Annotated in this window: 24 protein-coding genes; 5 read left to right on the top strand and 19 right to left on the bottom strand. The window is 67.4% G+C overall.

From position 1 onward, the window contains the following. Positions 1–81 precede the first annotated feature (81 nt). Positions 82–792, top strand: a complete 711-nt coding sequence (lexA, locus tag AB6806_RS05475) for a transcriptional repressor LexA (protein ID WP_038367545.1) — start codon at positions 82–84, stop codon at positions 790–792. Here lexA and AB6806_RS05470 read toward each other — a convergent pair. Beyond that, positions 786–3,065, bottom strand: a complete 2,280-nt coding sequence (locus tag AB6806_RS05470; protein WP_370954234.1) for a ComEC/Rec2 family competence protein — start codon at positions 3,063–3,065, stop codon at positions 786–788. The two genes, lexA and AB6806_RS05470, sit on opposite strands and share 7 nt — an antisense overlap. A gap of 169 nt (positions 3,066–3,234) precedes the next feature. Between AB6806_RS05470 and gltX the strand changes: the two genes are divergently transcribed. From gltX to AB6806_RS05455, 3 genes are all read left to right on the top strand, one after another. After that, a complete protein-coding gene (gltX, locus tag AB6806_RS05465) occupies positions 3,235–4,653 on the top strand; it encodes a glutamate--tRNA ligase (protein WP_133564149.1) in 1,419 nt (472 codons plus the stop codon). Positions 4,654–4,959: 306 nt separating this feature from the next. Next, positions 4,960–6,249 (top strand): citrate synthase, encoded by a 1,290-nt coding sequence (gltA, locus tag AB6806_RS05460; protein ID WP_038367551.1) that lies wholly within the window; start codon positions 4,960–4,962, stop codon positions 6,247–6,249. A 136-nt stretch (positions 6,250–6,385) separates the two neighbouring features. Then, complete coding sequence (locus tag AB6806_RS05455; RefSeq protein ID WP_038367554.1) at positions 6,386–7,375, top strand: Bug family tripartite tricarboxylate transporter substrate binding protein; 990 nt, start codon at positions 6,386–6,388, stop codon at positions 7,373–7,375. Positions 7,376–7,389: 14 nt separating this feature from the next. Here the strand turns inward: AB6806_RS05455 and lpxB are convergent, their stop codons facing one another. From lpxB to frr, 11 genes are all read right to left on the bottom strand, one after another. Then, positions 7,390–8,568: a lipid-A-disaccharide synthase gene (gene lpxB, locus AB6806_RS05450; RefSeq protein ID WP_142020855.1), complete on the bottom strand. Its 1,179-nt coding sequence runs from the start codon at positions 8,566–8,568 to the stop codon at positions 7,390–7,392. Next, entirely contained in the window at positions 8,568–9,419 is an 852-nt protein-coding gene (locus AB6806_RS05445; RefSeq protein ID WP_142020854.1) for an LpxI family protein, read from the bottom strand. Before AB6806_RS05445 ends, lpxB begins: the two co-directional genes overlap by 1 nt. Further along, the gene (gene lpxA, locus AB6806_RS05440; RefSeq protein ID WP_038367559.1) at positions 9,416–10,225 is read right to left on the bottom strand and encodes an acyl-ACP--UDP-N-acetylglucosamine O-acyltransferase; all 810 of its coding nucleotides are present in this window, start codon (positions 10,223–10,225) and stop codon (positions 9,416–9,418) included. The genes AB6806_RS05445 and lpxA overlap by 4 nt, the downstream gene beginning before the upstream one ends. Before the next feature lie 36 nt (positions 10,226–10,261). After that, entirely contained in the window at positions 10,262–10,720 is a 459-nt protein-coding gene (fabZ, locus tag AB6806_RS05435; protein WP_038367560.1) for a 3-hydroxyacyl-ACP dehydratase FabZ, read from the bottom strand. A 186-nt stretch (positions 10,721–10,906) separates the two neighbouring features. Then, complete coding sequence (gene lpxD / locus AB6806_RS05430; protein WP_142020853.1) at positions 10,907–11,968, bottom strand: UDP-3-O-(3-hydroxymyristoyl)glucosamine N-acyltransferase; 1,062 nt, start codon at positions 11,966–11,968, stop codon at positions 10,907–10,909. A gap of 36 nt (positions 11,969–12,004) precedes the next feature. Next, positions 12,005–14,509, bottom strand: a complete 2,505-nt coding sequence (gene bamA / locus AB6806_RS05425; protein ID WP_038367565.1) for an outer membrane protein assembly factor BamA — start codon at positions 14,507–14,509, stop codon at positions 12,005–12,007. A gap of 224 nt (positions 14,510–14,733) precedes the next feature. Then, positions 14,734–15,882, bottom strand: coding sequence for an RIP metalloprotease RseP (gene rseP / locus AB6806_RS05420; protein WP_038367566.1), 1,149 nt, complete (start codon positions 15,880–15,882; stop codon positions 14,734–14,736). 22 nt (positions 15,883–15,904) lie between these two features. After that, a complete protein-coding gene (gene dxr / locus AB6806_RS05415) occupies positions 15,905–17,086 on the bottom strand; it encodes a 1-deoxy-D-xylulose-5-phosphate reductoisomerase (RefSeq protein ID WP_113253115.1) in 1,182 nt (393 codons plus the stop codon). Between the two features lie 4 nt (positions 17,087–17,090). Then, on the bottom strand, positions 17,091–17,918 hold the full coding sequence (locus AB6806_RS05410) for a phosphatidate cytidylyltransferase (protein WP_370954233.1): 828 nt from the start codon (positions 17,916–17,918) through the stop codon (positions 17,091–17,093). Further along, entirely contained in the window at positions 17,915–18,673 is a 759-nt protein-coding gene (locus tag AB6806_RS05405; protein WP_370954232.1) for an isoprenyl transferase, read from the bottom strand. Before AB6806_RS05405 ends, AB6806_RS05410 begins: the two co-directional genes overlap by 4 nt. A 61-nt stretch (positions 18,674–18,734) precedes the next feature. Next, complete coding sequence (frr, locus tag AB6806_RS05400; RefSeq protein WP_038367572.1) at positions 18,735–19,298, bottom strand: ribosome recycling factor; 564 nt, start codon at positions 19,296–19,298, stop codon at positions 18,735–18,737. Between the two features lie 251 nt (positions 19,299–19,549). Here frr and AB6806_RS05395 point away from each other — a divergent pair, with 251 nt between their 5' ends. Continuing rightward, positions 19,550–19,963: a VOC family protein gene (locus tag AB6806_RS05395; RefSeq protein WP_260368333.1), complete on the top strand. Its 414-nt coding sequence runs from the start codon at positions 19,550–19,552 to the stop codon at positions 19,961–19,963. A 95-nt stretch (positions 19,964–20,058) separates the two neighbouring features. On the opposite strand, the gene pyrH is transcribed toward AB6806_RS05395, so the two are convergent. From pyrH to pncA, 7 genes are all read right to left on the bottom strand, one after another. Further along, complete coding sequence (pyrH, locus tag AB6806_RS05390) at positions 20,059–20,766, bottom strand: UMP kinase (RefSeq protein ID WP_038367577.1); 708 nt, start codon at positions 20,764–20,766, stop codon at positions 20,059–20,061. A gap of 109 nt (positions 20,767–20,875) precedes the next feature. Next, positions 20,876–21,799 (bottom strand): translation elongation factor Ts, encoded by a 924-nt coding sequence (tsf, locus tag AB6806_RS05385; protein ID WP_038367580.1) that lies wholly within the window; start codon positions 21,797–21,799, stop codon positions 20,876–20,878. Between the two features lie 182 nt (positions 21,800–21,981). Next, positions 21,982–22,983, bottom strand: coding sequence for a 30S ribosomal protein S2 (locus tag AB6806_RS05380; RefSeq protein ID WP_038367582.1), 1,002 nt, complete (start codon positions 22,981–22,983; stop codon positions 21,982–21,984). A 242-nt stretch (positions 22,984–23,225) separates the two neighbouring features. Next, positions 23,226–23,609, bottom strand: a complete 384-nt coding sequence (locus tag AB6806_RS05375; RefSeq protein ID WP_113253139.1) for a pore-forming ESAT-6 family protein — start codon at positions 23,607–23,609, stop codon at positions 23,226–23,228. Between the two features lie 249 nt (positions 23,610–23,858). After that, positions 23,859–24,236: a VOC family protein gene (locus AB6806_RS05370; protein WP_142020849.1), complete on the bottom strand. Its 378-nt coding sequence runs from the start codon at positions 24,234–24,236 to the stop codon at positions 23,859–23,861. A gap of 82 nt (positions 24,237–24,318) precedes the next feature. After that, positions 24,319–25,014, bottom strand: coding sequence for a helix-turn-helix transcriptional regulator (locus tag AB6806_RS05365; RefSeq protein ID WP_142020848.1), 696 nt, complete (start codon positions 25,012–25,014; stop codon positions 24,319–24,321). Between the two features lie 9 nt (positions 25,015–25,023). Then, positions 25,024–25,752, bottom strand: coding sequence for a bifunctional nicotinamidase/pyrazinamidase (pncA, locus tag AB6806_RS05360; RefSeq protein WP_370954231.1), 729 nt, complete (start codon positions 25,750–25,752; stop codon positions 25,024–25,026). Positions 25,753–25,774 lie beyond the last annotated feature (22 nt).

The raw sequence follows: 25,774 nt of genomic DNA, 5'->3' as shown, positions 1-25,774 counted from the left end.
TCGCTTGCGGAACACAAGGCGAACAGTTATAGTGTTCTGGCTTTGTTTCGAATCTGTATCGCGGGGGCACCGGCGGGGATCATGCTGACACGCAAGCAACACGAACTCCTGCGCTTCATCCAGGAACGCTTGCGCGAAAGCGGCGTGCCCCCCTCCTTCGACGAGATGAAGGATGCGCTCGACCTGCGCTCCAAATCGGGCATCCACCGGCTGATCATGGCGCTTGAGGAGCGCGGCTTCATCCGCCGCCTGCCCAATCGGGCGCGGGCCCTCGAAGTCATCAAGATGCCGGACGGGCTCGCTGGCCCGCAGCCGCGCCGCTTCAACCCAGCCGTCGTGCAGGGCGGCCTCGGCTCGCAGCCCTCTCTCGCCAAGCCGCGCCCTGCCCCGGCCGATGACGATGCACGCTCCCCGGTCGCGATTCCCGTGATGGGCCGCATCGCCGCCGGCACGCCGATCTCGGCGATCCAGAGCCGCAGCCATACGGTTTCGCTGCCGCCCGACATGCTGGGTTCGGGCGAGCATTATGCGCTGGAGGTACGCGGCGATTCGATGGTCGAGGCCGGCATCCTCGACGGCGACACCGTCATCATCCGCAAGCAGGACACGGCAAACACCGGCGACATCATCGTCGCGCTGATCGACGAGGAAGAGGCGACGCTGAAGCGTCTGCGCCGGCGTGGCTCCTCGATCGCGCTCGAAGCGGCCAATCCGGCCTATGAGACACGCGTCCTGGGCCCCGACCGCGTCAAGATCCAGGGCCGGCTGGTCAACCTGCTGCGCCGCTACTGAGCGAACTCGGTCTCGTCCGACGCGACCTCCGGAGCAGCAGAGGCCCGTGTCGCAGCGGGGGCCGGCGCGCTGGGCCGAGCTGCGGATTCGGAAGGCTTGCGGCGGCTCCAGGGCCGGTCTGCGACGGCGTTTTCCGAGGAATGGCTGCGCCAGCCGAAGGCGGCGCGGTAGAGCGAGGTCGCGCCGTCCCGCGACAGCGCCATCCGATCGACGAGCCTGGCTTCGCAAGGCGCGCTCCAGGGAATGTTGGTGACGACGAGATCGGCGCGGCGGCAATCCTCGATGATGGCGATCCGATCCCGGGCATAGGAGATGCTGCGCCCGTCGGCGGTTCGGACGATGCAGGCATTGGCGTCGCAGGCGATACCGGCACGCAGGGTCGCGTCGTCCGGCGCGCGGCTGTCGCCATCGGAAGCGAGCCATTGCTGCAGGACGAAGCGGCTCGGCCGGCCGGCGATGGCGAGGCGGCCGTCGCTGCCGCGCACGGCGATGCCGGAGCCGTCACGCTCGATCAGGATCTCGGGCCGCTCCGGCCTCGCGGCGAAGGCGACGCCGAGGATGAGCGGCAGCGCCGCCAGCCAGCGCAGCCCCGTGGTCCAGAGCGTGATCCAGAGCAGCGAGGCGGCAAAGGAGAGCAGCACGGCCGGGCCGAAGGCCACCACCGTCATGGTCGAATGGTCGATGGTGGCGACCCAATGCGCGACTTTCAGCACGATGTCGGAAGCGAGCCCCATCAGCGCCCAGGCCGGCCAGTCCAGACCGAAGGGGTAGGCCAGCACGCCGAACACCGCCGCCGGCATCACGAAGAGCGAGACGAAGGGCAGCGCCATCGCATTGCCGAGCAGGCCGAAGGGATTGAAAGTCTGGAAATGATAGGCGCCGAAGGGCGCCGTCGCGGCCGTGGCGAGGAGCGTCGTCACCACGATGCCGAGCGAGGCCGTCCAGAGCGTGCCCAAGGGCCAGGGCAAGGCCGTCGGCGGCTTAGACCGGTCGCGCTTCTCCCAGCGCTCGGCGAAAGCGACCAGCGCCGCGACCGCACCGAAGGACATCTGGAAGCTCGGTCCGAGCAGGGCCTCGGGCTCGCGCAGCAGCACGATGATCGCGGCGAGCGCGAGATTGCGCATGCTGAGCGCCGCCCGGTCGACGAGGATCGCGCCGAGCATGACCAGCGTCATGATGAGCGAACGTTCCGTCGCGACGTCGCTGCCGGAGAAGATGCAATAGGCGGTGGCGCCGATCATCGCCGCGATCGCCGCGATCTTCTTCACCGGCCAGCCGAGCGCCAGCGTCTGCGACAGCGCCAGCAGAGCCCGCACGAGCCAGAAGATCGTCCCGGCTGCAAGCACCATGTGCAGGCCGGAGATCGAGACGATATGATAGATACCGGCGGCGCGCAGATCGTTGTTCGACGCCTCGGTGATGAGGCCGCGCTTGCCGGTGACGAGCGCGGCCGCGACCGCCCCGCCTTGCCCGCCGCCGACGCTGGCGATGCGCTGCGTCAGGACGTTGCGCGCCTTGTCGATCTCCACGTCGAGCGCGAGGCGCCATGGCAGGGGATGCGGCGCCGGGACGAGTGCGATCTTGCCGGCGATGCTGCCGACGGCGCCGATTCCGCGGAAGAAGGCGTCGCGCCCGAAATCATAGCCTCCGGCGCGGGCCGGCCCCGGTGGTGGCAGGAGCCGCGCGGTGCCGGCGATATGGTCGCCGGGCGCGACCGTGCCGCTGCGAATGTTGACGCGCACGCGCTTCGGCCGGCTCTCGGGCGGCACGCCGGCGATGTCCGTCACCACCAGGACGAGGCGGGCGCCGGCATCGCGCGCCTCGACGCTCTCGACGAAGCCGGTGATCTTGCCGATGCGCGGCCGCTCCAGCATCGGCGCGGCGATATCGGCCGTGCGCCAGACGCCTGCCGCGAAGCCGGCGAAGGCCGCGGCGAAGGCGATGCAGACTGCGGCAGCGGCGGGTCGCAGACGCAGTGCGACAGCGAGGCCGCCGGACAGGACGAAGCCCGCGAGCGGCGCCCAGAGTGCGGGTTCCCGATCGGCGGCGAAATAGAGCAGGATGCCGAAGCCCATCGCCACGGGCAGCCAGAGGAACGGGCGGCGGCGCTCGGCCTCCTGCGCCAGCGACGCAGCCAGCCAGTCCCGCAGCGCCTGGAGGCGCTCGGCCAGCGGCAGGCTTCCCAGTGCGACAGGCGGCAGGCGCGCCGGCAGGATGCCGGCGACGGCCCTCAGCGCGCTCCGGCGCTCCGGCGATGCAGGTTGCCGCGCCATCCCCCTTCCCAGCCCCTGCCTTACGGTTGCGCATTGAACGCTTAACCGCCCGGCGAAGCCATGTTACAGGGCGCGCGCCGGTTGTCATGCACGCTTTGGCGTGAAGGCCGGCGCCACATCCTCAAGTCTTGCCCCGGGCGGTTTCATCGCCCGGTCGGAGCTGCCTTCCATGAGCAACGCCGTCGTCACGCGCTTTGCGCCGTCCCCCACCGGATTCCTGCATATCGGCGGCGCCCGCACCGCGCTGTTCAACTGGCTCTATGCCCGCCGGCATGGCGGCAAGATGCTGCTGCGAATCGAGGATACCGACCGGGAACGCTCGACCGACGCCGCCATCGCCGCGATCCTCGACGGGCTGGAATGGCTCGGCCTCGATTGGGACGGACAGACGGTCTACCAGTTCCAGCGCGCGGCACGGCACCGCGAGGTGGCCGAGCAGATGCTCGCCGCCGGCAAGGCCTATTATTGCTATGCCAGCCAGGCCGAGCTCGAGGAGATGCGCGAGAAGGCGCGCGCCGAAGGCAAGCCGCTGCGCTATGACGGGCGCTGGCGTGACCGCGATCCGGCGACCGCCCCGGAAGGCGTGAAGCCGGTGATCCGGCTCAAGGCGCCGCAGACCGGCGAGACGGTGGTGAACGATGAGGTGCAGGGCCGCGTCGTCTGGCAGAACGAGAATCTCGACGACCTCGTGCTGCTGCGCTCGGACGGGACGCCGACCTATATGCTCGCGGTCGTCGTCGACGATCACGACATGGGCGTGACCCACATCATCCGCGGCGACGACCACCTGACCAACGCAGCTCGCCAGACCCAGATCTACGATGCGCTGGGCTGGGACGTGCCGAGCATGTCGCATATCCCTCTGATCCACGGGCCTGACGGAGCCAAGCTGTCCAAGCGCCACGGCGCGCTCGGCATCGATGCCTATCGCTCGATGGGTTATCTGCCGGCGGCGCTGCGCAACTATCTCGTGCGGCTGGGCTGGAGCCATGGCGATCAGGAGATCTTCTCGACGCAGGAGATGATCGACGCCTTCAACCTCTCCTCGATCGGCCGCTCGCCGGCTCGCTTCGACTACGCCAAGCTGGAGAACCTCAACGGGCTCTATATGCGCCAGTCGAGCGATCGTGATCTGCTTGAGGCCCTCAAGGTCATCCTGCCCGAGATCGGTCCGGCGCGGGGGCTCGGCCCCACGCTCTCGCCCGAGCTGGAGGCGAAGTTCCTGGCCGCCATGCCGGGGCTGAAGGAGCGCGCCAAGACCCTGATCGAACTGCTCGACAGCGCCTTCTATCTCTATGCGCAGCGCCCGCTGCAGCTCGACGACAAGGCCAAGAGCCTGCTCGACGAGGCCGCGCGCGGCCGCCTGCCCGCGATCGCCGGGAAGCTCGCCGCCGTCGGCGACTGGGCGGCGGCGTCGCTGGAAGCCGCCGTGCGCGCCTTTGCCGAGGAGAACGGGCTCAAGCTCGGCCAGGCGGCGCAGCCGCTGCGGGCTGCCCTGACGGGCCGGGCGATGTCGCCGGGATTGTTCGACGTCATGGCGGTTCTGGGCCGCGAGGAGACGCTGGCGCGGCTGGCCGACCAGGGTTGAGGCGGCGCCTGCGCGTGCCTGGCGCGACAGCCGGATCGCTATGCTTGGGAGGCGGCACAAACCGCCTTTCGGCTCGGTTGAATGCATGGGGCAAATGGTCTAGTGACGCGCAAGTGCATTGCGCCGCACAACGGCACAGGGCACGAAAATTGCTTGTAAATCAGTCGCATGGATTGCCTTTGCCCCTTCCGTTGACATGCTCTCGTCACGTCAGGCTATTCGGATGAAGGACCTTCCGCGGAGAACCGCGGACGGGGCGCGCAAAACACGGCCGAACAGCAGCGAGCCTTGAAAGGATCGGTATCGATGAGCGGAAACACCAGCCAGCTGAAGGTCGGCGACAAGACCGTCGACATGGCGATCAAGGAGGGGTCGGTCGGCCCCGCCGTCATCGACATCGCCAAGCTCTACGCCCAGACGGGCATGTTCACCTATGACCCCGGCTTCACCTCCACGGCGAGCTGCGAGTCGCAGATCACCTATATCGACGGCGATGCGGGCGTGCTGCTCTATCGCGGCTATCCGATCGAGCAGCTCGCCGAGCATGGCGACTTCCTTGAGACCTGCTATCTGCTGCTCTACGGGGAACTGCCGACCGCCGCGCAGAAGGCCGATTTCGACTATCGCATCACGCGCCACACCATGGTGCACGAGCAGATGGCCCGCTTCTTCCAGGGCTTCCGCCGCGACGCGCACCCGATGGCCGTCATGGTCGGCTCGATCGGCGCGATGTCGGCCTTCTATCACGACTCGACCGATATTTCGGACCCGCAGCAGCGCATGATCGCCTCGATGCGGATGATCGCGAAGGTGCCGACGCTCGCGGCGATGGCCTATAAGTACACGGTCGGCCAGCCCTTCGTGTATCCGCTGAACTCGCTGGACTACACCTCGAACTTCCTGCGCATGTGCTTCGCCGTCCCGGCCGAGGAGTACAAGGTCAATCCGGTGCTGTCGCGCGCGCTCGACCGCATCTTCATCCTGCACGCCGACCATGAGCAGAACGCCTCGACCTCGACGGTGCGTCTTGCCGGCTCGTCGGGCGCCAACCCCTTCGCCTGCATCGCGGCCGGCACGGCCTGCCTCTGGGGCCCGGCCCATGGCGGCGCCAATGAGGCGGCGCTGAAGATGCTGGAGGAGATCGGGACGGTCGACAACATCCCGAAATTCATCGCCAAGGCGAAGGACAAGAACGATCCGTTCCGCCTGATGGGCTTCGGCCACCGGGTCTACAAGAACTACGATCCGCGCGCCAAGATCATGCAGAAGACCACGCATGAGGTGCTGAACGAGCTCGGCATCAAGGACGATCCGCTGCTCGACGTCGCGATCGAGCTCGAGCGCATCGCGCTTTCGGACGAGTACTTCATCGAGAAGAAGCTCTATCCGAACATCGACTTCTATTCGGGCATCACGCTGAAGGCGATGGGCTTCCCGACCTCGATGTTCACGGTGCTCTTCGCCGTCGCCCGCACGGTCGGCTGGATCGCGCAGTGGAAGGAGATGATCGAGGATCCGTCCCAGAAGATCGGCCGTCCGCGCCAGCTCTACACCGGCTCGCCGAAGCGCGACTACACGCCGATCGGCCGCCGCTGAGAGCAATGCCAGCGTAAGAACGACAGGGCGCGGCCGTCTGGCCGCGCCCTTATTGTTTCGGATAATTGATATCGCCGGCGGCGATGACGCTCCGGACGAGGCCGCTACAGTCGTCTCTCTTTTCGGGAGACGCTTCATGACCAGCCATAGTTTTATCGACCGCCGCTCGTTCCTGGTCGGTGCCGGCGCCGCCGGACTCGCGGCCACCGCGGCCGGCGCGCAGGACAAGTATCCGACCCGCCCGATCACGCTGATCGTGCCCTTCGCCGCAGGCGGCTCGACCGACATCGTCGCCCGGCTGGTCGGGCAGAAGATGAGCGAACTGCTCGGCCAGAACGTCGTGATCGAGAATCGCAGCGGAGCCGGCGGCAATGTCGGCTCCACCGCCGTCGCCCGCGCGGCGCCCGATGGCTATACGCTGCTGCTCGGCACGATCTCAACGCACGCCCTCAACCCGGCGATCCTGAAGACCGTCACCTTCGACGCCGTGAAGGACTTCACCCCGATCTCGCTCCTGGCGATCGTCCCTAATGTGATGGTGGTGAACCCGAGCTTCCCGGCCAAGACGGTCAAGGAGGTGCTGCAGGTGCTGAAGGACAATCCGGGCAAATATTCATACGCCTCCTCCGGCGTCGGCACGCCGCTGCATCTCTCCGGCGAATTGTTCAAGTCGATCGGCAACGTCCAGATGAACCATGTGCCCTATCGCGGCGCCGGCCCGGCGCTGAACGACGTCGTCGCCGGCGCGGTGCCGATCATGTTCGACAACCTGCCCTCCTCCGCCGGATTCATCCGGAACGGGCAGTTGCGGGCGATCGGCGTCACCACCCGGGAACGCGTCGCCTCCTTCCCGGATGTTCCGACCATCGCTGAGGGCGGCCTCACCGGCTATGAGACCTACACTTGGAACGCTCTCTTCGGGCCGGCGAACCTGCCGCGCCCCATCGTCGAGAGGATCAACCAGGCCGCGAACCAGGCGCTCAAGGACGAGACCGTGAAGAAGCGGCTCAACGATGTCAGCGCCGATATCGTCGGCTCGACGCCGGAGCAGCTTGGCGAGCACGTCAAGACCGAGCTCGCCAAATGGGGGCCGATCGCCAAGGCGTCCGGCGCGGTCGTCGAGTAAGCTGGCTTACAGGCTCAAGCTTCGCGGCGCGGCCGCGAGGCGACGAGTGCCAGCGCCGCTTCGACGGCGTTGGCGGCCGGACTCGGGCCGGCCGAGCGCATGATGTTCTCGACCTCGGCGAAGCCGTCGAGCTGCACCTGCCGGTCGGGTCCCTCGATGAGCGCGGCCAGCATATGCCGGCTCAAGGCCTCGGCCGTCGCATCGTCCTGAATGAACTCCGGGACGACATTCCGCCCGAGGATCAGGTTGGGCAGGATCACGCTCGGCAGCTTGACCAGCCGTCGGGCCAGCACGGCCTCCCAACCTGCCCCGCGATAGGCCGCAACCGTCGGGACGCCGGACAGCGCCAGTTCGAGCGTGACCGTACCGGAAGCGGCCAGGGCCGCGCGGGCATTGCGGAACACTGCGAGCTTGCCCGCCTCGCCGATAACGATCTCCGGCGCGACCGGCCAGCGCGCCGCCGCCTCCGCAATCATGGGCTGGAGCCGGGCGACGGCCGGCAGGATAAAGCGCGCGCCGGGAACAGATGCCGCGATCCGGGCAACCGCCTCGCCAAAAACCGGCATCAGATGATGGATTTCGGAACGCCGGCTGCCGGGCAGGACCAGCACCTGCGGCCGCAATGCATCATCCCGCACGGCCTGCTCGACCGGGCCCGGCCGAAATTCGGCGAGACGCTCCATCAAGGGATGGCCGACATAGATCGTTTCAGGACCGTGCAGCCGCGCGAGAGCCGCCGGCTCGAAAGGCAGCAGCGCCAGGATGCGGTCGACATGGGGCGCCATGCGGCGCGCCCTGCCGGAGCGCCAGGCCCAGACGCTGGGACAAACCCAATGCGCAATCGGGATATGAGGAGCGCGCGCGCGAACTTTCTTCGCCACCCGCAAACAGAAATCAGGACTGTCGATGGTCAGCAGCAGATCCGGCTGAAAAGCGGCGATTCCCCGCGCGGCATCCTCCATCCGCCGCAGCAGCAGCGGCAGGCGCGCGATCACCGGGCCAAAGCCCATCACCGCGATATCGGCCTGCGGAAAGAACGGCTGCAGCCCGGCTTGCGGCAGGCCGTGATCGCCCACCCCGCGCAATTCGACGGGGCGATCCCCCAACCGCTCTCGCAGCGCCGCAAGAAAACGCAGGGCGAGCGCGTCGCCGGAGGCCTCGCCCGCGATGATGGCGAGCTTGAAGGGCCGCATCAGGCGCTGCCCTCGATGAACAGGCCGAGCTGATCGGCCTGCCGCCCAAGCGCCGCACGGTCACCGACCAGCACCTCGCCCGCCCTGAGACCGATGCCCGACAGGCCCGCTTCGGCAATGTTGCGAAGCGTGTCCGGGCCGATGGCCGGCATGTCGACGCGAAGATCCTGCCCCTTCTTCGGAGCCTTCACGAGAACACCGTCGCCCTTGCCGATCTTGAGACGTCCCCGCGCGACGAGATCCGCCACGCGCTTGATCATCGCGTCGGTCCCTTCGGCGGCCTCGACCGCGATGATGCGATGGTCGGCGAGGATTGCCGCCTGGCCGATATCGAATGGCGACAGCGCCGCCAGCAACGAGAATCCGTGTTCGAGCAGAGCCTGCTGCTTTGCCGTGGCCGGCTTGCGGCCGAGCGGCCCTCGCGGCGCCGTCAGCTCCGGTGCGATCTCCGCAGGACCGTGGACGCGGAAGCCCTGCTCCTCGAAGAAACGTACGACGCCGCGCAGAAGGTGGTCGTCACCGCCCCGGAAGGCGCGGGCGAAATAGGGCAGATATTGCAAGGTCGAGGCTTCGGGCCGCAGCGCCCCGAAGCTGGGGCGCGGCAGGCTCCCGAGCATGACGATGTCGCTGACGCCGCGTCGACGCAATTCGCCCAGCAAGCTGCCGAGCTGGCCAAGACGGTAGCTCCGCACATCGGCATCGCCGAAAGCAGCCGGGTCGGCCGCGCCCTCCAGCGCCGCAATGAAGGGAGCCTCGCCCTGATCGGAAAGGATTCGCGCCAGCCGAAGCGGGTACTCGCCTGCACCCGCGATCAGGACGAGAGGGCCGCGTGCGGTTCCCGCGGCGCTCACCTGTCCGCGGCGGTGACGTCGCGCGGCACGCACAGCGCCTTGTCGCCGCCCTCCCTGATGAAATCGAGAATCTCGTGGATCAGCGGGTGCGCGGCGAATTCGCTTGCGACATCCTCGACACGCTCCGCGAGCGTGCCTTCATCCGCAAACAGCAGACGATAGGCCCGGCGCAGCTCATGGATCTGCTCCCGTGTGAAGCCGCGGCGCTTCAGGCCGATCAGGTTCAGCCCCGCCAGATGCGCGGGGTTGTCGCGGATGGTGCCGAAGGGAATGACATCGCTCAGCACCCCGGCGCCGCCGCCGATGAAAGCATGGTCGCCAACGCGGATGAACTGCTGCAAGCCCGCGCCGCCACCGACGACGACGAAGTTGCCGATGGTCACGTGCCCCGCGCACATGACATTGTTCGAGAAGATGATGTTGTTGCCGAGCCGGCAATCATGGCCGACATGGGAATTGGCCAGGAAGAAGCAGCGGTCGCCGACGGAGGTGACCATGCCGCCGCCCTCGGTGCCGGGGTTCATCGTGACGCCTTCGCGGATCTGGCAATCCGCGCCGATGGTCAGCGTCGATGGCTCGCCGCGATATTTCACATCCTGCGGCGGGTGGCCGATCGATGCGAAGGGGTAGATGCGCGTGCGCGGGCCGATCGTGGTCCGGCCGGCGACGACGACATGGCTGACCAGCTCGACACCCTCGCCGAGCACGACGTCCGGGCCGACCATGCAGAAGGGGCCGATGCTAACCCCGTCCCCAAGCTGTGCCTTGGGGTCGACGATCGACATGGGGTGGATGGTAACGCTCATCGAAAGCTGCCTGACCTTAGTGGCACGACAATGGGTTCAGGACACCATCGCCGAGATCTCGGCCTCGGCGACGAGCGCGCCGTCGACCTTGGCCTCGCCGCGATAGAACCAGATGTTGCGCTTGCGTGCGATCTTGGTGAGGTGGAAGCGAATCTGATCGCCCGGGATGACCGGCTTGCGGAACTTCGCCTTGTCGATGGTGGTGAAGAGCACCGTGTTGACGTGCTGCTCGCCGTCGGGGCGGGCATTCACGACCAGAACGCCGGCCGTCTGCGCCATGCCTTCGATCATCAGCACGCCCGGGAAGACCGGCCGTCCGGGAAAATGGCCGGTGAACTGGGGCTCATTGGCGGTGACGTTCTTGATGCCGACGCCGGAATCGTCGCCGTTGATCTCGACGACGCGGTCGACCAGCAGGAACGGATAGCGATGCGGGATGCTGGTCATGATCTTCTGGATGTCGATCACATCCAGCGTCGTCTTCGGCTCGCTCATCGCCCTTGTTCTCCACAACTGCGGCGCGCCGCCGAAGCGCTCGCGCCGTTTGATCTATCGTCCTGCTGATGCGGGCTTTTCACGCCGTGCAGGTTTTCGGAAATTCATGCCCCTTTGCCGGAAACCTGACGCCTTCGGCAACAGAAATCTCCCGCCAGCACGCTGGAGATGCGGGTTTCCAGCCGCTCATTCCTGGTTATCGCCCGGCTTGCGGCCGCGTCGCGCCACGGCCGCCTTGAGCCAGGCGCTTTCGCGGGCCCAGCTCAGCGCCGGCTGCGCGGGGTAGCCGCCGTAACGAGCGCCGCGCGGAACATCGCCGGCAACGCCGCTCTGTGCGGCAATCTGGGCGCCGGCGCCGATGGTCAGGTGACCGGCGAGGCCGACCTGGCCGCCAAGGACCGCGAAATCCTCCAGCGTCGAGGACCCGGCCAGGCCCGACTGGGCACAGATCACGCAATGGCGCCCGATGACGCAATTATGGCCGATCTGGACGAGATTATCGATCTTGGTGCCCTCGCCGATCACCGTGTCGCGGCTGGCGCCACGGTCGATCGTGGTGTTGGCGCCGATCTCGACATCGTCCTGGATGATGACGCGGCCGATCTGCGGCACCTTCATGTGGCCCTTCGGGCTCATGGCGAAGCCGAAGCCGTCCTGGCCGATGCGGACACCGGGATGAACGATGACGCGGTTGCCGAGGAGCGCCGCCTGGATCGTGCTGCCGGCGCCGACCGAGCAATTGCGGCCGATCCGGACCTGCGGGCCGATGACGGCATGCGAAGCCACGACCGTTCCCGCGCCGATCTCGGCGCCCGGCCCGATCACGGCGCCCGGATCGACCGTGACGCCCGCCTCGAGCACCGCCGTGGCATGGACGATGGCGCCAGGGGCCACGCCTTGCGAGGCGAAGACCGATTCAGGCCGCAATGCCGTCGGGAAGAAGCGTGCGAGGATGCGCGCGAAGGCGTGATAAGGCGTCGGGGAAATCAGGGCGACGGTGCCGGCCGGCACCCGATCGGCGAAGCGGGCCGAGACGAGGCACAGCCCGGCCTTGGTGGCCGCCAGCGCCTCGACATATTTCGGGTTGTCCATATAGGCGAGATCGGCCGGGCCGGCCGTCTCGAGCGCCGCAGCGCCTTCGACGCGGCGGCCCGCCTCGACGCCCTCCGGCAAGGAGGCGCCGCAAATGCTTGCGACCTCGCCGAAGTCGAGCGAGGTCGCGAACGGAAAGAAAACGGGATCTGCCATCGGATTGATCCGAAGCGGGGCCGAAGCCCCGCCCCGTCAGAAGCGCGTGCCGCCCGAGAAGCGGAAGGCCTGGAGACGGTCGCCGCCATACTTGGCGAAGCCGAGCGGGCCGAGGCCGTACTGGCCGTCATCCTTGCTGAGTGCATAGGCGTAGTCGAAGCGGATCGGTCCCAGAGGCGACTGCCAGAGGATCGAGGCGCCGATCGACGAGCGGAGCACGTTCTTGTCGCGCACGCAGGCGATGCTCGACTGCGCACCACCGGTGACGACGTTGAAGGCTCGCGCCTCGGAGCCGGCGGGGCAGCCACCGAGCGCCGTCTTCGTGCCGCCGTCATAGTTGAACAGCGTACCGGCGTCGGCGAAGATCGCGCCGCGCAGGCCGATGTCGCGCGGCAGGCCCCAGATCGGGAACTGCACTTCGAGCGTGCCACCGAAATAGGTCGTGCCGCCGAGAGCGTTGGCCGTCGGATCGTTCAGCACGTCGCGCGGACCGATGCCCGAGGGCGCGAAACCGCGGACCAGTGTCGGTCCGAGGAAGTAGTGATCGGCCATGCGGAGATTGCCGCTGGTCGCCTGGACGTGGCCGCCCTGAAGCCGGACGAAGCCGACGACGTCGTCGAAGATCTCGCGGTAGTAGCGCGCATCCGCCGCGACACGAAGGAACTTCGAGTCGCCGCCCACACCGGCGAATTCCGGCTTCAGCTCGGCGATGAAGCCGTTGCGCGGGTTCTGGACGCTGTCGAGCGAGTTGTAGTTGAAGTTCAGGCCGACGAGCGAGGTCAGCGTGTCGCCCTGCGCTTCCTTGACCGCGACCGAGGCCTCGCCGTTGGTGACGCAGTTGTAGAGCTGGTCCGAAGCGACAGCGCCAGCCGTACCGGGAGTAATGCCCGGGATCGGGTTGGTACAGTCGTTATACGGCCGGCTGACGTCGTTCGGGATCTTGATGTTCGTCACGTAGAGCGAATAGCGCGGCGTGATCGAGAATTCTTCCGTGATCGGGAAGGTGAAACGCACCTGACCGCCGGTCACGCGGCTCTGGAAGCGGCCAACATTGTAGTTGTCATTGTACTTCGAGAACAGGTCGAAGCCGGCCGCGACGCGGTAGCCGAGGAAATACGGCTCGGTGAACGAGAAGTCGATGCCCTGGGTACGCTGGCCGAGCGTGCCGGCGATGCGGACGAACTGGCCGCGACCGAGGAAGTTCGACTCCGAGAGCGAGACCTCGCCGATCATGCCGTCCGAGGTCGAGTAGCCGCCGGCGATCGAGAAGGAGCCGGTCGCCTTGTCCTCGACGTCGATGTTGACGACGACGCGGTCCGGAGCCGAGCCCGGCTCGTTCGTGACGCGGACCTTGTTGAAGAAGCCGAGATTGTTCAGGCGCCGCTCGGCGCGGTCGATCATGACCTTGTTGTAGGCGTCGCCTTCGCCGAGATCGAGCTCGCGGCGGATGACGTAGTCGCGGGTGCGGGTGTTGCCGCGCACATTGATGCGCTCGACATAGACCCGCGGGCCTTCATCGACGACATAGGTGATGCCGATCAGGTGGCCGGAGGCGTCGCGATCGCCGCGCGGACGAACCTGCGCGAAGGCGTGCCCCTCGCGGTTGACCTCGGTGGTCAGCGCGACGAGCGACTTCTCGACCGCCTCGGCATTGTAGGTGTCACCCGTCGAGGTCGCCAGATAGCGCTGCAGGCGCGCCGCATCGACGCCCGGCACCGAGGAATCGACGGAGACGTTGCCGACCTTGTACTGCGGGCCTTCCTCGACCTGGACATCGACGACCCAGCCGCCGGCAGACTCGTCGAAGCGCGCGGTGTTGTTGACGATCTGGAAGTCGGCATAGCCGTTCTTCAGATAGAAACGGCGGATCAGCTCGAGATCGGAATTGATGCGATCCGGATCGTAGACGTCGGACGTCTTGATCCAGCTCAGGAAGTTCGATTCGGTCGACGTCATCAAGCCGCGCAGGCGACCCGCCGAATAGACGTTGTTGCCCGAGAAGTTGATCGACTTGATGCCGGTCTTGCCGCTCTCGTTGATGGTGAAGACCACGTCCTGCCGGCCATTCGGCAGCGGCGCGATGCGGCCGCTGACCGAGGACAGGCCGTAACCGGCACGGCGATAGGCCTCACGCAGGCGCTCGACGTCGGAATCGATCAGGGCCTGGCTCAGCGGGCCGCCGGCCTTGGACTGCACCAGCGGCGTGAGCTGGTCGCTCTTGAGGCGGCGATTGCCCTCGAAGGCGACGCGGTTGACGGTGCCGTTCTGCTCCTGGACGGAGATCACGGTCTGCGCGCCGCGGCGGCTGACCTGAACGTTGGAGAACAGCCCCGTCGCCAGCAGGCTCTCGCGAATCTCCTGCGGGTTGTCGCGGCCGACCGCGTAGGAGCGGATCGTCTCGGCATCGACTCGCCGGTTGCCGTGGACAACCACGGCCTGAGCGAACGCAACGCCACCACTCACGGCCAAGATCAAGGCCGAAAGTCCGATCGATCGAGAGAGCCGCGTCTTGGTCGTCCGGCTCTTTTGGGTCGACGTCATCGGGTCGCCTATTCCATTTCTCTGGTCACCACCCCAACAGGGGTCCGCCATCCGGGAGATGGCGGCAGGGCGAGATTTGCAGTGCAATCGCTTCTACAAAGTTTCCCGCGGGGTGCAAACCGCCATCGTCGTTAATAAAGTATTTTTAGATGGCTCGTTGCCAGGACGCCACGCGCGCTGCCGTGATTCCGCCGCAAAGCGGCCACGCAGCGAGGCGGTAACCGTCAGAGCAGGCCCTTGACGTGGACGAGGTCGTTCCAGGTCACGAACAGCATCAGCATCAGAACGAGCGCCAATCCGAACCGGAAGCCGATCTCCTGCGCGCGCGGGCTCAAGGGGCGCCCGCGAACCGCCTCATAGAGATAGAAGAGCAGATGCCCGCCATCGAGCATCGGCACGGGCAACAGATTCATCAACCCGATCGAGACCGAGAGAATGGCCGCGAGGTTGATCAGCCCGAACAGGCCGCCATTCTGGGCGACCGCTCCCGAAACCTGCGCGATCCGAATCGGACCCGAGAGCTGGTCGGTCGAGGCGCGCCCCTGCACCAGCTTGGCGACGTAGTCATAAGTCTGCGCGACGATGAACCAGCTTTCGGAGACGCCCTGCTTGACGGAATCGACCAGGCCGAAATGCTGCGTCGTCCAGTCTTCCGGCCGGGGCGAAGCCTTGACGCCGATCACGCCGATGCGCTGCTTGCCGAGCGGGGAATCCATCTCGAGCAGCGCCGGCGTCACCGGCAGGGTGACCGTATCCGTTCCGCGCTCGACGGTGACCGACAGGCGCTCGTCGGGCCGTGTCGAGACGATACGCTGCATATCGGAGAAGCTGACGATCCGCTGCCCGTCGATGGCGATCACGAGATCGCCCGGCCGCAGGCCCGCGCGCTCGGCCGCGCTGCCGGCCACGATCTCGTCGACTCGCGGCGTCAGCACCTGCTTGCCGAAGATGAAGGCCGAGCCGGCGAAGATCAGGATTGCCAGCACGAAATTGGCGATCGGTCCGGCGGCGACGATGGCGGCCCGCTCTCCGATCGACTGCGCCGGGAAGGAGCGGGCGCGCTCCTGCGCGGTCATCCGGCTCACAGCCTCATCGTCCGGCGCACTGGAGGCATCCGCGTCACCCGAGAACTTGACGTAGCCGCCGAGCGGAATCAGCGCGAAGCGCCAGCGCGTGCCGTGTCGGTCGTTGAATCCGAAGATCTCGCGCCCGAAGCCGATGGAGAAGGTCTTCACATCGACGCCGCACCAGCGGCCCACCAGGAAATGCCCGAGTTCGTGGACGAAGACCACCAGGGTGAGAACGAAAAGGAAAGGCACGAGATAGCCGAGCACGAAATGGCCCGCGCTGCCGATCGACCCCAAGATTTCCATCGAACTCTCCTGCTACGTTCCCCTAGGTGGCAGCGAATGGCGCTCGCGACAAGAGCAAGGCAGCCCGCTGGCGTGCGTCATGGTCAACAGCCAGCGCCTCGGCGACGTCCTGCGGCGCGCGCGCGGCGCCGAAATCCTGCGCGCAGACCGCCTCGACGAGCGCGGCGATCCCTGGGAACCGGATCCGGCCGGCGAGAAAGGCCGCGACCGCCATCTCGTTTACGGCATTGAGAATGGCAGGCTTGGCCCCGCCTTCGGCCAGGGCCGCCAGCGCAAGGCCCAGCGCCGGGAAGCGCTGCAAATCAGGCCGTTCGAAGGTCAGCGGCTCGCCGGAGGCGAGATCGAGGAAGCGAGCCGGCGGCGCGTCGAGCCGGCCATCGATCCCCAGGCAATGGGCGGCCGCGACCCGCATATCGGGCACCGCCATGCCGGCGCTCACCGAACCGTCCCGGAACGTCACGAGGCCGTGGACGACCTGCTGGGGATGCACGAGGACATCGAGCTGCGCCGGCTCCAGGCCGAAGAGGAAGCGGGCCTCGATCACCTCCAGCCCCTTGTTCATCAGGCCAGCGGAATCGACCGTGATCTTGGCGCCCATGGCATAGTTCGGATGCCGCAGCGCCTGCTCGGGGCCTGCATTCGCGATCGCCTCCGCACTCCAGGTGCGGAACGGGCCACCCGAGGCGGTGAGCGTCATGCTCCGGATCGAATCGAGCGGCTCGTGCCCGAGCACCTGGAACAGGGCGTTGTGCTCGGAGTCGAGCGGCAGCATCCGGGCCCCGGCGGCGGCGGCGCGCGCCATAACCGCCTCGCCGGCGCAGACGAGGCTTTCCTTGTTGGCGAGGGCGATCGTCCGGCCCGGCAGGAGGGCGGCGAAGGTCGCCTCCAGCCCCGCCGCCCCGGAGATCGCGCTGACGACGATATCGGCCGGGCGGGCGACAGCCTCGAGCACGGCCGAACGCCCTGCCCCGCTTTCGATGCCGCTTCCGGCGAGTGCGCGCTTCAGCGCGTCGCCGGCGGTCGCGTCGGCAAGCGCCGCGAAACGCGCTCCCGTCTCGACCGCGACACGGGCCAGCGCCTCGGCATCGCGGCCGCCGACGACCGTTCCGATCGCCAGGCGCTGCGGATTCTCGGCGACGACATCGCGGACGGAACGGCCAACGGAGCCAGTGGCGCCCAGGAGCGTGATGGTGCGAAGCGGCATCGGGTCAAATGTCGATCTGGAACGCGAAGAGCGCGAGCCCGGCCAGGACCAGCACGGCCCAGTAGCCGTCGAGCCTGTCGAGGAAGCCGCCATGGCCCGGAATGAGATGGCTGGAATCCTTGGTATCGAAACGGCGCTTGAGTGCGGATTCGAACAGGTCTCCGGCCTGGCTCGCGACCGAGGCGGCGAGCGAGGCGGCGATCACCCAGCCATTCGCGCCCGGCGCGCCGAGGGTCGCGAAGCTCCAGATCAGCGTGCCCGCGACCGTTCCCGCGAGGGTGCCGCCGATGGCGCCCGACCAGGTCTTCTTGGGGCTGACACGCGGCATCAGTTTCGGGCCGCCGAAGCTGCGGCCGGTGAAATAGGCGGCGATGTCGGTCAGCCAGACGACGGCAAAGCTCCACAGGATGAGCGCGAGCCCGACCACGGGCCAATCGCGCAGGGCCGGCGTGATCAGGGCGAAGGCGAGCGCATAGGCGACGCCGCATAATTCGAGCGCCAGGCGCGCCCGCACGAAAGGCGCCGCCAGCGCGCCGATGAGAGCGGCGGCGGCCGTCGCGCCCGCGAGGGCGGCGGGAGCGATCGGCAGGAAGGACAGGGCGAGCCCGGCCACGACGACGCCGGCTCCGGCCGCGACCGCGTTGCCCCGGCTGACGATCGAGAGCCATTCATAGGCGACGATACCGGCGACCAGCACCCAGACCAGCCGGAACGGCCAGCCGCCCCACAGCGTCAGGGCCAGGACGACGGCTGCGAGGACGAGCGCCGAGACGACGCGCCGCTTCAGTTCGCCCGAGCCCGATCCGGGCGAGGCGGGAGCAGGTTCATTCACGCGACGTCCACGCTGCGGTCTGGCGGCGCCGCGACGCCGCCGAAGCGGCGCTCGCGCTGCCGGTATTGTGCCAGCGCGTCCTCGAAGGCGGCGCGGTCGAAATCCGGCCACATCACCGGCGTGAAGACGAATTCGGCATAGGCCGCCTGCCAGAGCAGGAAATTGGAGATGCGCGTCTCACCCGAGGTGCGGATCACCAGTTCGGGGTCAGGCAGGTCATGGGTATCGAGCCGGGCGGCGAGCGTCGCGTCGTCGATGGCGGCCGGATCGATCCGCCCGGCCGCGGCATCGGCAGCGAGTTGGCGCGCTGCGCGGACGATCTCGTCGCGCGAGCCGTAATTGAACGCGATCGCCAGGATGAGCCCGGTATTGCCGCGCGTGCGCGTCTCGGCATGCTCGACCAGGCGGCGCAGATCCGGCGCCAGATCCAACCGGCTGCCGATGATGCGCACCTGCACATTGGCGGCGGAGAGCTCGGCCAGATCCTTCTCGACGAAGTGCTTGAGCAGCCCCATCAGGAAGCTGACCTCGGCATGGGGCCGCCGCCAGTTCTCGGTCGAGAAGCTGTAGAGCGTCAGCACCGCGATGCCGAGATCGCTGGCGTTGCGCACCGTGCGGCGCAGGGCCTCGAGGCCACGCCGGTGCCCTTCCTGGCGCGGCAGGCCGCGCATCTGCGCCCAGCGCCCGTTTCCATCCATGATGATGGCGACATGGGCCGGGTTGGAAACGCCTGCGTCGCGCTGGCCAGATGACATGCGATTGAGCCTCGTTGGGCCTTGGCAGAAACCGATGCGCGCAGCCCCGGAGGGCTGCGGATCAGACGTGCAGGATTTCCTTTTCCTTCGCCGCCAGCGCCTGATCAATCTCGGCGATATGCTGGTCGGTCGCCTTCTGGACCTGGTCGGTATGGCGGGTCACGTCATCCTTGGTGATGTGACCGTCCTTCTCCAGCTTCTTGATCACATCGATGCCGTCGCGGCGGACATGGCGGACCGAAACCTTGGAATCCTCGGCATATTTATGCGCGACCTTGACCATCTCCTTGCGGCGCTGCTCGTTCAGCTCGGGGATGCGGATGCGCAGCACCTGACCCTCGGTCTGGGGGTTGAGGCCGAGATCGGATTCGCGGATCGCCTTGTCGACGGCCTGGACCATCGAACGGTCCCAGACCTGGACGGAAAGCAGGCGCGGCTCCGGCACGCTCACCGTCGCGAGCTGGCTGAGCGGCGTGCGCGCGCCGTAGGCCTCGACCTGGATCGGATCGAGCATGTTCGAAGAAGCGCGACCACTACGCAGCGAAGCCAGATCACTCTTGAAGGACTGCACGGCACCCGCCATGCGGCGCTTTATGTCATCGAGGTCGAACGTCGTCTGGGCCATTTCAATCAAGACCTTACGGAACATCAAAAATCGGCGCGACCATGGCGGGGCGGCCGCGCAGGGTCAAGAACTACCTGCCGGAACAGCATTTTCCCCGCCGATGGGCAAGGGTAAAGCTGCCAGTGCAGGCAAATCATAGCCGGGCGGCGGGACAGGCCGTTGGCGGACCGCTCGCGGAAACCCATCTGCACACTACCGCCTCGCCTTGCGGCGAGCCAGTTCCGGCTTGCAGAAACCTTGGGAGAAACAGAGTGCCCCGCCTGAACCGCATCATCGAGACCGCGCTCTATGTCGATGATCTCGAACGCGCCCGCGACTTCTATGAGACGAAGCTCGGCCTCGCGCCGCTGCTCAAGACCGCGACGCTGTTCGCCTATGATGTCGGAGGGCAGAGCGTGCTGCTGCTGTTCCAGCGCGGGGCGTCGCTGCAGACGCAGCGCTCCGACAACGGCAGCATCCCGCCGCATGACGGCAGCGGCCCCCTGCACATCGCCTTTGCCGTCGAGGAGGCGGAGCTGGCCGCCTGGGAAGAGAAGCTGGAACAGCTCGGCATCGCCGTCGAGGGGCGCATGCAGTGGGGCGGCGGCGGCAAGAGCCTCTATTTCCGCGATCCGGACGGGCACATGCTCGAGCTGGTGACGCCCGGCCTCTGGCGTACTTACTGAGAATCCGTCCGCTCTTCCGCAGCCCTCATCCCGAGAAGTGCTCGAAGGATGAGGGCTTGAGCTCTTCAAGCGGGGCCAGTGAAGGTGCGCCCCGCTCAGGGAGTCACATAGGTCGCCCGCCCCTCGCCCCGAAGCACGGCCGCGAGAGCGCCCGACTCGGCGATGGAGAAGACGACGATGGTGAGACCGGCATCGCGGGCGAGCGCGAAGGCGGCGGTGTCCATCACCTTGAGATCGCGCCGGATCGCGTCCTCATGGGTCAGGGTGTCGTAGCGGGTCGCGGTCGGATCCTTCTTCGGATCGGCGCTGTAGACGCCGTCGACCTGCGTCGCCTTGAGCAGGTGGCTGCAATCGAGCTCGGCGGCGCGCAGGGCCGCGCCGGTGTCGGTGGTGAAATAGGGATTGCCGGTGCCGCCGCCGAGGATGACGACCTTGCCGTTGCTGAGATGGTCGAGCGCGCGCTTGCGGGCATAGCTCTCGCAGAGCGAGGGCATCGGCACCGCCGACATGGCGCGGGCCGGCGCACCGGCCGCCTCGATGGCGTGCTCCAGCGCGAGCGCGTTCATCACCGTGCCGAGCATGCCGATCGAATCGGCGGTGGTGCGGTCCAGCCCCTTGTTGAGCCCCTGCACGCCGCGGAAGAAGTTGCCGCCGCCGACGACGATGCCGACCTCGACGCCTTCGCGCGAGGCATGGGCGATGTCGGCCGCCAGCGCCACCAGCGTGCCGCCGTCGAGGCCATAGCCCTGCGCTCCCGCAAGGGCTTCGCCGGAGAGCTTCACGAGAACGCGTTTGGGTCGCATCGATGATCTCTCCGTCCATTCGGGCCGCCGCCGGGAATCGGCGCGGCCCTTCTTCCTACAAAAAAGGCCGCGCGATGCGCGGCCTTTCTGTCATTCCTGAACAGGCTTGTCAGCCCGTGGTGCCGCCGGCAGCAGCGACTTCGGCAGCGAAGTCCTGCTCTTCCTTCTCGATGCCTTCGCCGAGCGCGTAGCGGACGAAGCCCGTGAGCTTCACCGGAGCGCCGAGCTTGCCTTCGAGCTCCTTGAGCACCTGCGCGACCGACTTCGAGCCGTCATGGATATAGGCCTGCTCGAGCAGGCAGTATTCCTTGGCGTAGCTCTTCAGGCCGCTCTCGGTGATCTTCTCGAGCACATGGGCGGGCTTGCCGGCATTCTTCTCGGCCAGGATCGCCTTCTCGCGCTCCAGCACGTCGGGAGCGACCGAGGCGAGGTCGAGCGCGACCGGGTTGGTCGCGGCGACGTGCATGGCGAGCTGGCGGCCGAGCGCGACGAGCTCGTCGCTCTTGGAGGTCGTCTCCAGCGCGACGATGACGCCGATCTTGCCGAGGCCCTCGGCGATCGCGCCGTGGACATAGGAGCCGATCAGGCCCGAGGAGACCTTGAGCGCGGCGACCCGGCGCAGCGTCATGTTCTCGCCGATGGTGGCGATGGCGTTGGCGATGGCTTCCTGCACCGTGCCGCCACCCGGATAGTGATGGCCGAGCAGCGCCTCGGCGTCGCCGCCGCGCTCCAGCGCGACATCGGCGATGCTCTTGGCGAGCGCCTGGAATTCGGGGTTGCGGGCGACGAAGTCGGTCTCGGAGTTGACCTCGACCACGACACCCTCATGGCCCTGCACGGCGACGGCGACAAGGCCCTCGGCGGCGACGCGGCCGGCCTTCTTGGCGGCCTTGGAGAGGCCCTTGGCGCGCAGCCAGTCGATGGCGGCCTCGAGGTTGCCGTCATTGGCGGAGAGCGCGGCCTTGCAATCCATCATGCCCGCGCCGGTCTTGTCGCGGAGTTCCTTCACGAGTGCGGCGGTGATCGCTGCCATTGTCTCAAATCCTTAGCTGTCGTGCGGCGCGAGCCCGGTAGGCCGGCCGCGGATCTCTCGTTGCGACGCCATCGATGGGGAAACGCCGACGCTCCGTTTCCGGCCGTCGGCGCTGTTTGGCATCACATCAGAAGCCTGATGGCGACGCGCGAATGACGCGTCGCCATCATTCATTCGGCCGATCAGGCGTCGGCGAGCTCACGCGCCTGGGCGACCCAGCCCTCGCGCTCGATCTTGCCACCGAGCTTGAGGTCGTGGTCGATCTTGGTCACGTCGGCCGGCGACATCGCCGCGATCTGCCAGAAGTGGTAGATGCCGCCGTCGTTCAGCTTCTGGACCGCGTCGGGGCCCATGCCGGAGAGCTTGGTGAGATCGTCCGGAGCGCCACGCGGCGTGGTCAGCACCTCGAAGACCTGGCCTTCGGCCGCAACCGGCTCCAGGGCCTCCTCGACGATCGGAGCTTCCGACGCGCCGAGATCGACGCCGTGGTCGCCCGAGGCGCGGCCGATGCCGTCGATCGCCGAACGGGCGATCAGGTCGCAATAGAACTGGATGGCGCGGCCGGCGTCGTCATTGGCCGGGACCGGGAAGGTGATGCCGTCCGGATCCGAGTTCGAATCGACGATGGCGGCGACCGGGATGCCGAGGCGCTGGGCCTCCTTGATCGCGAGCGCTTCCTTGTTGGTGTCGATCACGAAGATCATGTCCGGCGTGCCGCCCATGTCCTTGATGCCGCCGAGCGCCTTCTCGAGCTTGTCGCGCTCACGCGACAGCATCAGACGCTCCTTCTTGGTCAGGCCGGAGCCGCCGCCATTGAGCAGCTCGTCGACCTTGCGCAGGCGCTGGATCGAGGCCGAGATGGTCTTCCAGTTGGTCAGCATGCCGCCGAGCCAGCGGGAGTTGACATAATACTGGGCCGAACGCTTGGCGGCATCGGCGATGGCATCCTGCGCCTGGCGCTTGGTGCCGACGAAGAGGACGCGGCCGCCCTTGGCGACGGTGTCCGACACGGCCTGCAGGGCACGATGCAGCATCGGCACCGACTGCGACAGGTCGAGGATGTGGATGTTGTTGCGGACGCCGAAGATGTACGGGGACATCTTGGGGTTCCAGCGGTGGGCCTGGTGGCCGAAATGGGCGCCGGCCTCAAGGAGCTGGCGCATCGAGAAATCAGGCAGAGCCATGGTATTCGTTATCCTTCCGGTTGAGCCTCTGGAGCGCGAATGAACAGGCATAGGCTGCCGCGTCACCGGAACGCCTCTTAGGACAGAGGCGATGCGCTCCATGTGGGATGGCGTGCGCCATACAAGGGATAGCGCCGCAATGCAAGCCGGCAAGGCATAGAAAAGCCGATGGAGCCGGCAAATACCCGCGCGAGCGGCTCGCGCGGGGTCGTTCCTGACGGAATCGGTGCCCGATCCGCCCCTTACTGCGGCAGCTTGGCGCCCATCTGCTTCACGAGATCGCCGATCTGCTTGCAATAGACGGCCGACGTGCCGTTCTGCGCCTTGGCGATGGCCTCGATGTCCTGCTCCATCCCCATGGCGGAGATCTTGCCCTTGCGGCCGGCAGCCTCGGCGGCATCACCGCCGCTGAGATCGGCCGGGGCCGGGATCAGCGCGACCAGCTTCTTCTGGACCTCGACCGCACCGCCATCGGTGTAGCCCTTGTCGACGCAATAACCGAGAAGGCCGAGCTGATTGCGCGCCGCCTGATAGGCGAGCTTGAGCTGGTCGGCCTGGGTCTGGGCGAAGGACGGCACGGCGGAAGACAGCAGCGTGGCGGCCGCGACGACAACCTTCAATGACATTTTCGAGATCATTTTGGAGTATCCTTCAAGCTTTCAAATCAATCGCATGCGAGACATGCGCTCCCTCCCCCCGCCTCGTGCCTAGCCGCCCCGGCCCATGCCGACAACCCCCGCTGCCGAACGGCACGCATGCCGTTCGTGCCAGGCCGGAAACCGCTGCTGGGCGGCTCCTGAAGGAGCGACCACCCAGGCAGGTTCCTGCCAAGCGGTTCTTGCCAGGCAGGTTCCGGGAAACACCTGTCGGACGCTTCAGCCTTCCGCGGGAAACGGCCAGAACACGCGCAGGCGATGACCGTCGGGATCGGACGCCGTGAAGGTGCGGCCGAAGTCGAGATCGGTCGGCTCCTGCAGGATCGCGATGCCACGCCCACGCCACTCCGCGCAGGTCGCATCGACGGCCGCGGCAGACGGCGCCATCATCGCGACCTCGGCCGCTCCGCCCTGCGCGGTCGCGGCAGGCTCGACCGTATGGCGCGACCAGAGCCCGAGCCGGATGCCCGAGGGCAGCACGAACATCGCGAAGGTCGGCGACAGTTCCTTCGGCTCCTGACCGATCAGATCGGCATAGAAGCGCGCACTCGCTGCCGGGCTCTCGACATGCAGCAGGATGAAATGAGCATCGAACATGATTGGCCTCCAGGGCTCGTCTTCGGCGGTTTCGACGATGCAGACCGTAGAATCAGATGCTGCCAATTTCCGGCAGTGTCCGTCATTGCGGCGACGGAATGCCCTCCTTCTCGCGCCAGGCCTTGAGCAGCACTGCGCGCCGCTGCGGATAGCGCGCATCCAGCGGCTCGAACCGGTCGATACGATCGACCCGGAAATGGCGAAAATCCTGCCGCAGTTCGCACCAGGCGACGAGGACGCGGACATGATCGAAGAAGGACAGCGCCAGCGGCCAGACGATGCGCTCGCTCGCCCGCCCCTGCCCGTCGCCGTAGGCCATGCGAGCCCGGCGCTCGGCGCGGATCGTGCGCCGCATGGCGGCGAGATCGATGCCCTCTGCGGCGGCGATCGCCCGACCCGGCCCGAGGATCAGCACCGCATCCTCGACGCGGCGCGTCAGGTCGGGTGGCAGCACGGCGACGATCTTCGCCATGGCATCGCGCGCGGCGAGAGCGAGCGGGCCGTCCGCGCGGTCCGCGACCCAGCGCGAGCCGAGCAGCAGCGCCTCGATCTCGTCCTCGCCGAACATCAGCGGCGGCAGCATGAAGCCCGGTTTCAGCACATAGCCGAGGCCGGGCTCGCCCTCGATCGGGGCGCCCTGCCCCTGCAGCGTGACGATATCGCGATAGAGCGTGCGAATGCTGACGCCGAGTTCATCGGCGAGCCGGCGACCGGAGACCGGACGCCGGTGGCGGCGCAGGAGCTGGATGAGATCGAGCAGGCGCTGGGCGCGCGACACCGACGCGGCTCAGCCCGGCAGGTCGCTCACCCTGACCCGGGTGACGTCGTTCTCGGCCATCTCGGCCCAGGCCTTCTCCAGCGAACCTTCGAGATCGATGGCGCGGCAGGCATCCTCGACGACATAGGTCTCGAAGCCGGCGGCGGATGCATCCTGCGCCGTCCAGCTCACGCAGAAATCGGTGGCGAGCCCGACGATGACGGCGCGCAGGATGCCGCGCTCCCTGAGATAGCCGGTGAGGCCGGTCGGGGTCTTGCGGTCGGCCTCGACGAAGCCGGAATAGCTGTCGACCTCGCGGCGATAGCCCTTGCGGATGATCGCCTGTGCGCTGGAAACGTCGAGATCGGCGCGGAACTCCGCCCCCTTCGAGCCCTGGATGCAGTGATCCGGCCAGAGCACCTGCCGGCCGTAAGGCATCTCGACCGTCTCGAACGGCTTCTTGCCGGGATGGCTGGAGGCGAAGGAGGAATGCCCGGCCGGGTGCCAGTCCTGCGTCAGCACGATGTTCGAGAAGCGCTTCGCCAGCGCGTTGATGACCGGGACGACCTCGTCGCCCCTGGGAACGGCAAGGTTGCCGCCAGGGCAGAAATCGTTCTGGACATCGACGACGATGAGAACGGCGCGCTCGTCGATCACGGGTGTCTCCTGTGCCCGGGCGCCACGCGGCGCACCGGCAACGGTCAGCACCGTCGCCCCCGCGATCAGCATGCGCCTGTCGATCTCGAACGGTCCAGCCATGGCCGCCCTCCTTGCGGTCTAC

Source organism: Allobosea sp. RCC_152_1, from assembly GCF_041360765.1.
In the GTDB taxonomy this organism is placed as follows: domain Bacteria; phylum Pseudomonadota; class Alphaproteobacteria; order Rhizobiales; family Beijerinckiaceae; genus Allobosea; species Allobosea spartocytisi.
Note: the sequence above shows the minus strand (reverse complement) of the source record. Positions and strands in the feature narration are given on the sequence as shown.

What these genes read in the sequence shown, in the direction of transcription:
- pyrH (WP_038367577.1), bottom strand. Translation starts at nt 20,766, where the DNA reads ATGCGACCCAAACGCGTTCTCGTGAAGCTCTCCGGCGAAGCCCTTGCG.
- bamA (WP_038367565.1), bottom strand. Translation starts at nt 14,509, where the DNA reads ATGACGTCGACCCAAAAGAGCCGGACGACCAAGACGCGGCTCTCTCGA.
- gltX (WP_133564149.1), top strand. Translation starts at nt 3,235, where the DNA reads ATGAGCAACGCCGTCGTCACGCGCTTTGCGCCGTCCCCCACCGGATTC.
- gltA (WP_038367551.1), top strand. Translation starts at nt 4,960, where the DNA reads ATGAGCGGAAACACCAGCCAGCTGAAGGTCGGCGACAAGACCGTCGAC.
- rseP (WP_038367566.1), bottom strand. Translation starts at nt 15,882, where the DNA reads ATGGAAATCTTGGGGTCGATCGGCAGCGCGGGCCATTTCGTGCTCGGC.
- AB6806_RS05470 (WP_370954234.1), bottom strand. Translation starts at nt 3,065, where the DNA reads ATGGCGCGGCAACCTGCATCGCCGGAGCGCCGGAGCGCGCTGAGGGCC.
- pncA (WP_370954231.1), bottom strand. Translation starts at nt 25,752, where the DNA reads ATGGCTGGACCGTTCGAGATCGACAGGCGCATGCTGATCGCGGGGGCG.
- AB6806_RS05375 (WP_113253139.1), bottom strand. Translation starts at nt 23,609, where the DNA reads ATGTCATTGAAGGTTGTCGTCGCGGCCGCCACGCTGCTGTCTTCCGCC.
- fabZ (WP_038367560.1), bottom strand. Translation starts at nt 10,720, where the DNA reads ATGAGCGAGCCGAAGACGACGCTGGATGTGATCGACATCCAGAAGATC.
- AB6806_RS05370 (WP_142020849.1), bottom strand. Translation starts at nt 24,236, where the DNA reads ATGTTCGATGCTCATTTCATCCTGCTGCATGTCGAGAGCCCGGCAGCG.
- lexA (WP_038367545.1), top strand. Translation starts at nt 82, where the DNA reads ATGCTGACACGCAAGCAACACGAACTCCTGCGCTTCATCCAGGAACGC.
- lpxA (WP_038367559.1), bottom strand. Translation starts at nt 10,225, where the DNA reads ATGAGCGTTACCATCCACCCCATGTCGATCGTCGACCCCAAGGCACAG.
- frr (WP_038367572.1), bottom strand. Translation starts at nt 19,298, where the DNA reads ATGGCCCAGACGACGTTCGACCTCGATGACATAAAGCGCCGCATGGCG.
- AB6806_RS05380 (WP_038367582.1), bottom strand. Translation starts at nt 22,983, where the DNA reads ATGGCTCTGCCTGATTTCTCGATGCGCCAGCTCCTTGAGGCCGGCGCC.
- tsf (WP_038367580.1), bottom strand. Translation starts at nt 21,799, where the DNA reads ATGGCAGCGATCACCGCCGCACTCGTGAAGGAACTCCGCGACAAGACC.
- dxr (WP_113253115.1), bottom strand. Translation starts at nt 17,086, where the DNA reads ATGCCGCTTCGCACCATCACGCTCCTGGGCGCCACTGGCTCCGTTGGC.
- AB6806_RS05405 (WP_370954232.1), bottom strand. Translation starts at nt 18,673, where the DNA reads ATGTCATCTGGCCAGCGCGACGCAGGCGTTTCCAACCCGGCCCATGTC.
- lpxB (WP_142020855.1), bottom strand. Translation starts at nt 8,568, where the DNA reads ATGCGGCCCTTCAAGCTCGCCATCATCGCGGGCGAGGCCTCCGGCGAC.
- lpxD (WP_142020853.1), bottom strand. Translation starts at nt 11,968, where the DNA reads ATGGCAGATCCCGTTTTCTTTCCGTTCGCGACCTCGCTCGACTTCGGC.
- AB6806_RS05455 (WP_038367554.1), top strand. Translation starts at nt 6,386, where the DNA reads ATGACCAGCCATAGTTTTATCGACCGCCGCTCGTTCCTGGTCGGTGCC.